Below are 7,421 nucleotides of genomic sequence, written 5' to 3'. Positions count from 1 at the left end.
TGGTCGATGAAGGGCTCGGCCCGATCCTCACCTGGAAGTCGGCCTCCGATGATGCCGAACGGCGCGTGGCGGATCTGTTCGCCACCGCGATGCCGCGCATCGAAGCCTTCGAGGCGACGTTCAAGGCGGCGCTGAAGCTGTCCCTCGACCAATGGGCGCGGCGCCAGGCCGGCACGCTCGGATCGGAGCCCGCTTTCACGCGCGGCCATCGCGTTGACCTGCTGAAGGATGCGATCGCGCCGCTCAAAGGCCGCTTGAAGCCGCGTCAGTTCCGGCGCCTGGCGCAGGCGCTGTCGCTGGTGTTCGGCGTCGAAGTGGTCACGGTGCTGAAGGACATCTGGGGACTGGACAGCGCCGAGATGATGTCCGTGGCGCAATGGGCGGCGGGCGCGCTGGTGCGGGCGGCAATGGCGGAATCAGGGCCGAAATGAGCAGTAAAGTCGGCGCCGCCGAAGGCATCAGCCGTCTAAATCTGGTTCGACCAGATTGTAGGATCAGGTGTGAATGCTAAGTGTCGTAGGCAGCTCGTGACAAGGGTCTTGCATATCAAGGAGTAGGAAAAACAAGGGAAAACAGCCAGATATCGCAAGGATCGGTTCATTCGGCTGCTTTCCGTCACTCAAGAAAGCGCTTGACGCCAAGCTGAAATTGGTAATACCAGATTATAGTCAAATAAAGCGGATCAAAAGTGACGGCCGCGTTCCATTTCCGGCAGGGTGAGGAGGCCCGGAACCGGCGAGGGTGCCGTCACAGGAGGAACTACCGCAGCCGGCTTCGCTGCCGGTTCGTATGACACGGTAGAATGCGCACAAGGGAGGAAAACTATGCGCAAGATAGTGACCAGCGTGCTTGCTGGTGTCGGACTGGCGCTTGCCTGCGGGACGTCTGTCCACGCGCAGGAAAAATCGCTCACCATCTTTTGGGCGGAATGGGATCCGGCCAACTACCTGCAGGAACTCGGCAACGAGTATGAGAAGGAAACCGGCGTCAAGATCACGGTCGAGACCACGCCGTGGTCCGACTTCCAGACCAAGGCCTTCACCGAATTCAACGCCCATGGCGACGCTTACGATCTGGTGGTGGGCGACTCGCAGTGGCTCGGCGCGGGTTCGACCGGCGGTCACTATGTCGACCTCAGCGACTTCTTCAACAAGCATAAGCTCAACGACGTGATGGCGCCGGCGACGGTCAAGTACTACGCCGAATATCCCGGCAACAGCGGCAAGTATTGGGCAATCCCGCTCGAGGGCGACGCCGTCGGCTGGTCCTACCGCAAGGACTGGTTCGAGGACCCGAAGGAGAAGGAAGCCTTCAAGGCCAAGTATGGCTACGACCTCGACGTGCCAAAGGATTTCAAGGCGCTGCGCGACATCGCCGAATTCTTCTACCGGCCGGACCAGAAGAAATACGGTATCGCCATCTACACCGACAATTCTTATGACGCGATGGCGATGGGCTTCGAGAATGCGCTGTTCTCCTATGGCGGCGAACTCGGCGACTACACGACCTACAAGGTCGATGGTATCGTCAACTCCGACAAGGCGGTCGCGGCACTGGATGCCTACAAGGAATTGTACAAGTTCACGCCTCCGGGCTGGGCCAAGTCCTTCTTCGTCGAGGACAACCAGGCGATCACGGAGAACCTGGCGGCGATGAGCATGAACTACTTCGCCTTCTTCCCCTCGCTGATCAACGAGGCCTCGAACCCGAACGCCAAGAACACCGGGTTCTTCGCCAATCCTCCAGGCCCCAATGGCGACCAGTTCGCGGCGCTTGGCGGCCAGGGCATCTCGATCGTCTCCTATTCGCAGAAGCAGGACGAGGCGATGAAGTTCCTGGAGTGGTTCATCAAGGATGAGACCCAGAAGAAATGGGCGGCGCTCGGCGGCTATACCTGCAGCGCCGCGGTACTGAAGTCGGCCGAATTCCAGAACGCCACGCCCTATAACAAGGCCTTCTACGAGACCATGTTCAAGGTGAAGGATTTCTGGGCGGTGCCGGAATATGCCGAACTGCTGCAGCAGCTCAACCAGCGCGTCTATCCCTACATGATCGGCGGTCAGGGCACCGCCAAGGAAACGCTGGACGCACTTGCCGCCGACTGGAACGCGACCTTCAAGAAATACGGCCGCGTGAAGTAATCGACATGCCTCGCGGAGGAGGCTTCAAGGGCCTCCTCCGTCTGTTTTTCAAGCATCCGGAGCAGGGTTTTGGCGACCACGATGATCACCACGCTCGACAGGTCCTCGCGGGCCGCGGCGCGCGGCCTCAGCGACATTTCGATCCGCAATCTATTCATCATCCCAACGATCCTGTTCCTGATCGTCTTCAACATCTTCCCGCTGATCTATTCGCTGGGCTACTCGTTCACGGACTTCCGGGCCTCGACCAATGCGCCGGCTAATTTCGTCGGATTGCAAAATTACCGCGACCTGCTCAACGATCCCTATGTCTGGTCGAACTTCGCCATCACGGCGAAATACGTCATCATCTCGGTCGCCGGACAGCTCTTCGTCGGCTTCGGCGTGGCGATGCTGCTCAACCGCGACATACCGATGAAGGGACTGCTGACGACGCTGCTGCTTCTGCCAATGATGCTTTCCATGGCGGTGGTGGGCCTGTTCTGGAAGCTGCTCTACGATCCGTCCTTCGGTATCATCAATTATGCGCTGGGACTCGGCACTTTCGAGTGGCTGGCCGATCCCAAGATGGCGCTCTACGCGGTCGCGCTCACCGACATCTGGATGTGGTCGCCCTTCGTCATGCTCTTGTCGCTTGCCGGCCTCTCGGCGGTGCCGAAGCATCTTTACGAGGCCGCCGCGATCGACCGGGCCGGGTCTTTCTACACCTTCTTCCGCATCACGCTGCCGCTGGTCGCGCCGATCCTGATGATCGCGGTCATCTTCCGCACCATGGAAGCCTTCAAGACCTTTGATCTCGCCTACATCCTGACCAGCCAGCCGACGGCGGAGCTGATCTCGATCAGGCTCTACAAGATGGCCTTCCAGGAATGGCAGACCGGGCGTTCCTGCGCCATGGCCTACATCGTGCTCATCATGGTGCTGGCGATCACCAATATCTACGTCAAGTATCTCAACAAGGTGAAGGAGCGCTAAGATGGCTGCCGTCCGCACTTCTTCCGAGGTCGCCTTCAACCGCATCGCCATCGTTGGTGTGCTGGTGGTGACGATCATCTTCCTGGCGCCGATCTATTGGATCGCCTCGACGGCCTTCAAGCCGCGCAACCTCGCCACGACGATCCCGCCGACGATCGTGTTCCAGCCGGAGATTTCGCCCTTCGTGAAGCTGTTCACCAAGCGCTCGCAGCTGCGCAGCCCGCCGACGCCTGAAGAATACGCGGCCGCCCCATGGTGGGAACGCGTCGTCTTCGACGGCGGCGAGAAGATCGTGCGCGACGGCAAGGGCGCCGTGCAGTGGTCGGGCTATCCGAACCGGTTCATGAATTCGCTGATCGTGGCGATCACCTCGACCGTGCTTGCCGTCGGCATGGGCACGTTCACCGCCTACGGTTTCTCGCGCTTCAGGGTGAAGGGCGAGGCGGACCTGCTCTTCTTCATCCTGTCGACGCGCATGCTGCCGCCGGTGGTGGTCGCGATTCCCATGTTCCTGATGTACCGGGCGGTGGGGCTGAACGATTCCCATCTCGGCCTGATCATCCTCTATACCGCTTTCAACCTGTCCTTCTCGGTCTGGCTGATGAAGGGCTTCATCGACGAGATCCCGAAGGAATATGAGGAGGCGGCGCTCGTCGACGGCTACACGCGCATGGAAGCCTTCTTCAAGATCGTTCTGCCTGAGGCCGCGACCGGCATCGCCGCGACGGCCGTGTTCTGCTTCATCACGGCGTGGAACGAATATGCCTTCGCGCTGATCATGACCAACCGCCGCGCCCAGACCGCGCCGCCCTTCATCCCGAGCCAGGTCGGCGCCGGCCTGCCCGACTGGACCGTGATTGCCGCCGGAACGTTCCTGTTCCTGCTGCCGGTCGCGATCTTCACCTTCCTGCTCCGCAACCATCTGTTGCGCGGCATGTCCTTCGGAGCGATCCGCAAATGAGCTTTCGCGCGATCAACGAGAAATATCTGGAGCCGGGCTCGCAGATCCTGATGGTGCTGGGCATCGTCGCGCTCTGCCAGCCGTGGAACATGCCGCTTCATACCTATGGCGTGACGATCATCCTGATCGGGCTGATCGGCTTCAACGTCACCTCCAAGATTCCGCGCGAGGAGCAGGCCGGCACCGGGCATGGGGCCGACCAGCAGGCGCATAATGCGGGGGCGCAGCATTGACCCAGATCGAGCTTCGCGGCGTCCAGAAATTCTTTGGCGCCGTCCAGGTCATCAAGGACCTGAACCTCAAGATCGACGACAACGAGTTCATCGTGCTGCTCGGGCAGTCCGGCTGCGGCAAGACGACGACGCTTCGCGCCATCGCCGGGCTGGAGACCATCGACCAGGGCGACATATTGATCGACGGCAAGCCGGTGCAGCACCTCAAGGCAGCCGACCGCGACATCGCCATGGTGTTCCAGTCGTTCTCGCTCTATCCGCACATGAATGTCTACGAGAACATCGCCTTCCCGCTGCGCGCGACGCGCAAGAGCAGGAGCGAGATTGACACCGAGGTGCGCTCGGTGGCCAAGACGCTGCAGATCACCGATCTCATCAACAAGAAGCCCTCGGCGCTGTCGGGCGGCGACATGCAGCGCGTGGCCATCGGCCGGGCGCTGGTTCGGCGCCCGAAGGCGATGCTGATGGACGAGCCGATCGGCGCGCTCGATGCCAAGCTGCGTGAGGAAATGCGCGCCGAGATCAAGCGGCTGCATATCAAGCAGGGCTCGACCAGCATCTATGTGACGCATGACCAGATCGAGGCGATGAGCCTCGCCGACCGCATCGTCATCATGCATGAAGGCGTGCTGCAGCAGGTCGGCACACCTGACGAGGTCTATTCGCATCCGGCCAACCTCTTCGTCGCGCAGTTCGTCGGCAGCCCCGTGATGAACGTCGCCGAAGCAAAGGTCTCCGAGAATGCCTCGGCTGTGTCGGTCACGGTCGGAGATGCGGCGGCCGGCTTCGAGTTTCCACGCGCGCTGCTTTCCCAGCTCAACGGCCATGCCGGCGACCAGTTCACCTTGGGCGTCCGGCCGGAAGGCGTGCTGGTGCGCCGCGAGGCGGCGGAGGGCTTCCTGCCGGTCGAAACGCAAATCGTCGAGCCGCTCGGCTCCTTCGATATCGTCGACCTAAAGGTCGGCTCCAGCATGCTGCGCGCCCGCACCAAAAGCGGTTTCGTCAGCGGTGCCGGCGAGAAGGTCTATGTGCGGATCGATCCTTCGCAGACGCATTTCTTCGACGCGGCGAGCGGCAAGGCGCTCGGAGTGAGACTGTAATGGCCCATATCCAGCTTAAGAACATCTCCAAGACATTCGGCAACCACACCGCGCTGTCCAATCTCAATCTCGACATCGCCGACGGCGAATTCTTCGTGCTGCTCGGCGAGACCGGGGCTGGCAAGACGACGACGCTCAGGATGGTCGCCGGTCTTGAAAAGCCGACCGAGGGCCAGGTCTTCATCGACGGCGTCGACGTCGCCGACTGGGGCGCGGCCGAACGCGACATCGCGCTGGTGCTGCAGCAATATTCGCTCTATCCGCGCTACACGGTGCGGCAGAACCTCGAATTCCCGCTGAAGCCGAAGATCCGCCGGCTGCCGGATGCCGAGATCAAGGACCGCGTCGCGCGCGCCGCCCGCACGCTTCGTATCGAACATCTGCTCGACCGCAAGACCGACCGGCTTTCCGGCGGCGAGATGCAGCGCGTCTCGATCGGCCGTGCCATCGTGCGCAAGCCGCGCGTGTTCCTGATGGACGAGCCGCTGTCGGCGCTCGACGCCAAGCTGCGCGAGGCGCTGCGCACGGAGCTGAAGAACCTGCAGATGCAGCTTGGCGCAACGTTCCTGTTCGTCACGCATGACCAGATCGAGGCCATGTCGATGGGCGACAAGGTCGGCGTGCTCAATCACGGCCGCATCGTCCAGGCCGGCACGCCGCATGAGATCTACAACAATCCGCGCGACACCTATGTCGCGAGCTTCGTCGGCTCTCCGCCGATGAACCTCATCGACGGCAAGCTGGTCAACGACCGCGCGGTGATGGCGCCGGTGAATTTCGAGCTGCCGCTTTCAACTGGGGCAAAGAGTTTTGGCGGGGGCAGGACGAGCGGCGCGACCGACGGTCGGCCGCTCGTCTTCGGCATTCGTCCGGAGGATGTCCATCTGGAGAGCGGCGCACCGGTCGAGGCGCGCGTCCACGATGTCGAGAACCATGGCGTGGAAAAGATCCTGACGCTCAGGGTCGGCGACACGATGCTGCGCGCCACCGTCCCGGCCAGGACCGATATCGCGATCGAACAGGCCGTGCGCTTTGCCTGGAACCCCGACAAGGTGGTGCTGTTCGACAAGGGCAGTGGCGTCAGCCTGCGGCATGCGGGATAGCGGCTTCGCCTGCCGCCTTATCGCACCGCGCCCGACCAGGCCGAGAGCCGGCGGGCAGCCTGGCTGACGGGTCAACCGCCTCTGACCATCTCGACCATCATAGGACGACCGAAGCCACCGGCCTCCTTGGCGAAAACGGCAAGGCCGGTCCATATCCGAAGCGCATCACAATATCCGGCCTGCGGGTCTCGCCGACAATCCCCGCCAGGTCGGCGCGCAGGCGGGCGACCTCGACAGGCTGGTTGATGAAGGCGAGCTTAAGTCCCAAGCTCGTCGCGGCCAAAGCGAAGCGCTGGCACGCCTGACCGACCCTGACCCAGTGGTCGTGGTCCGGCCGCTCGGCAAAGAAGATCGCCACCCCTGCCGATGAGTCGATCTGACGGGCGTATTTCTCATTCTCCTGGGCGGCGCTGAACAACCGGTCCAAGGCGATCCGGCCAAGGCCGCTCGGCAGCACCGGGCTGCCGCTCGCGGCTGAGAAGAGCCCATCGCCTCGAGCCATTGCGCTGCGCGGGTTGAAGCGGATCCACTGCTTCAGCTCATGCATGAATGCGGGGTCATTCATCTGGTCTTCATTGCCGGCGAGGACGAGATCCCGCACCTGCTTCATCCGCCCCTGATCGGTGACAAGCGCCAGGCTCACACCCGGTATCGCGGCTGCGCGCTCAAGCTCGACGAGATCCGCGGCAGGGGTGGCGCGGCCATCATATTCGGCACGCGTCGATTGGCGTTTCGGAATGGCGTTGGCCAACGGGTCCGCTTTCGCCTCGCCCATGAGGTAGTCGTAACGGATTCCGTTGCCGTCGGCCGTAAGCGAAGCCTCGCCGGTTCGGCCAGTCGCCGCCGCGGCGAGCATGAGATTGGCCGCGGCGCATCCCAGGCTGACATAGAGATGATGATCGTCAGGG

Annotated in this window: 7 protein-coding genes and 1 pseudogene; 7 read left to right on the top strand and 1 reads right to left on the bottom strand. The window is 62.3% G+C overall.

What is annotated here, in order from left to right:
* The 7 genes and pseudogenes from EOA28_RS18400 to EOA28_RS18370 all read left to right on the top strand — a co-directional run.
* A pseudogene (locus EOA28_RS18400) lies at window positions 1–431 on the top strand (TetR/AcrR family transcriptional regulator); the annotation flags it as partial.
* Between the two features lie 393 nt (window positions 432–824).
* Window positions 825–2,141, top strand: coding sequence for an ABC transporter substrate-binding protein (locus tag EOA28_RS18395; RefSeq protein WP_127252688.1), 1,317 nt, complete (start codon window positions 825–827; stop codon window positions 2,139–2,141).
* Window positions 2,142–2,210: 69 nt separating this feature from the next.
* Window positions 2,211–3,116, top strand: a complete 906-nt coding sequence (locus tag EOA28_RS18390) for a sugar ABC transporter permease (RefSeq protein ID WP_127252687.1) — start codon at window positions 2,211–2,213, stop codon at window positions 3,114–3,116.
* 1 nt (window position 3,117) lies between these two features.
* Window positions 3,118–4,077, top strand: a complete 960-nt coding sequence (locus EOA28_RS18385) for a carbohydrate ABC transporter permease (protein ID WP_127252686.1) — start codon at window positions 3,118–3,120, stop codon at window positions 4,075–4,077.
* Window positions 4,074–4,310: a hypothetical protein gene (locus EOA28_RS18380; protein ID WP_127252685.1), complete on the top strand. Its 237-nt coding sequence runs from the start codon at window positions 4,074–4,076 to the stop codon at window positions 4,308–4,310. The genes EOA28_RS18385 and EOA28_RS18380 overlap by 4 nt, the downstream gene beginning before the upstream one ends.
* Window positions 4,307–5,410: an ABC transporter ATP-binding protein gene (locus EOA28_RS18375; protein WP_127252684.1), complete on the top strand. Its 1,104-nt coding sequence runs from the start codon at window positions 4,307–4,309 to the stop codon at window positions 5,408–5,410. The genes EOA28_RS18380 and EOA28_RS18375 overlap by 4 nt, the downstream gene beginning before the upstream one ends.
* Window positions 5,410–6,513, top strand: coding sequence for an ABC transporter ATP-binding protein (locus tag EOA28_RS18370; protein ID WP_127252683.1), 1,104 nt, complete (start codon window positions 5,410–5,412; stop codon window positions 6,511–6,513). Before EOA28_RS18375 ends, EOA28_RS18370 begins: the two co-directional genes overlap by 1 nt.
* A gap of 97 nt (window positions 6,514–6,610) precedes the next feature.
* Here the strand turns inward: EOA28_RS18370 and EOA28_RS18365 are convergent.
* Window positions 6,611–7,421, bottom strand: an 811-nt coding sequence (locus tag EOA28_RS18365; RefSeq protein ID WP_128315134.1) for a nitroreductase family protein, incomplete at its 5' end; no start/stop codon positions are given.

The organism is Mesorhizobium sp. M2A.F.Ca.ET.067.02.1.1, from assembly GCF_004023285.1.
Classification (GTDB): Bacteria; Pseudomonadota; Alphaproteobacteria; order Rhizobiales; family Rhizobiaceae; genus Mesorhizobium.
This window is presented reverse-complemented; position numbering and strand designations above follow the sequence as displayed.

Bases quoted from the DNA above. Each gene is read 5' to 3' on its own strand.
- EOA28_RS18395 (WP_127252688.1), top strand. From the start codon at position 825: ATGCGCAAGATAGTGACCAGCGTGCTTGCTGGTGTCGGACTGGCGCTT.
- EOA28_RS18385 (WP_127252686.1), top strand. From the start codon at position 3,118: ATGGCTGCCGTCCGCACTTCTTCCGAGGTCGCCTTCAACCGCATCGCC.
- EOA28_RS18380 (WP_127252685.1), top strand. From the start codon at position 4,074: ATGAGCTTTCGCGCGATCAACGAGAAATATCTGGAGCCGGGCTCGCAG.
- EOA28_RS18370 (WP_127252683.1), top strand. From the start codon at position 5,410: ATGGCCCATATCCAGCTTAAGAACATCTCCAAGACATTCGGCAACCAC.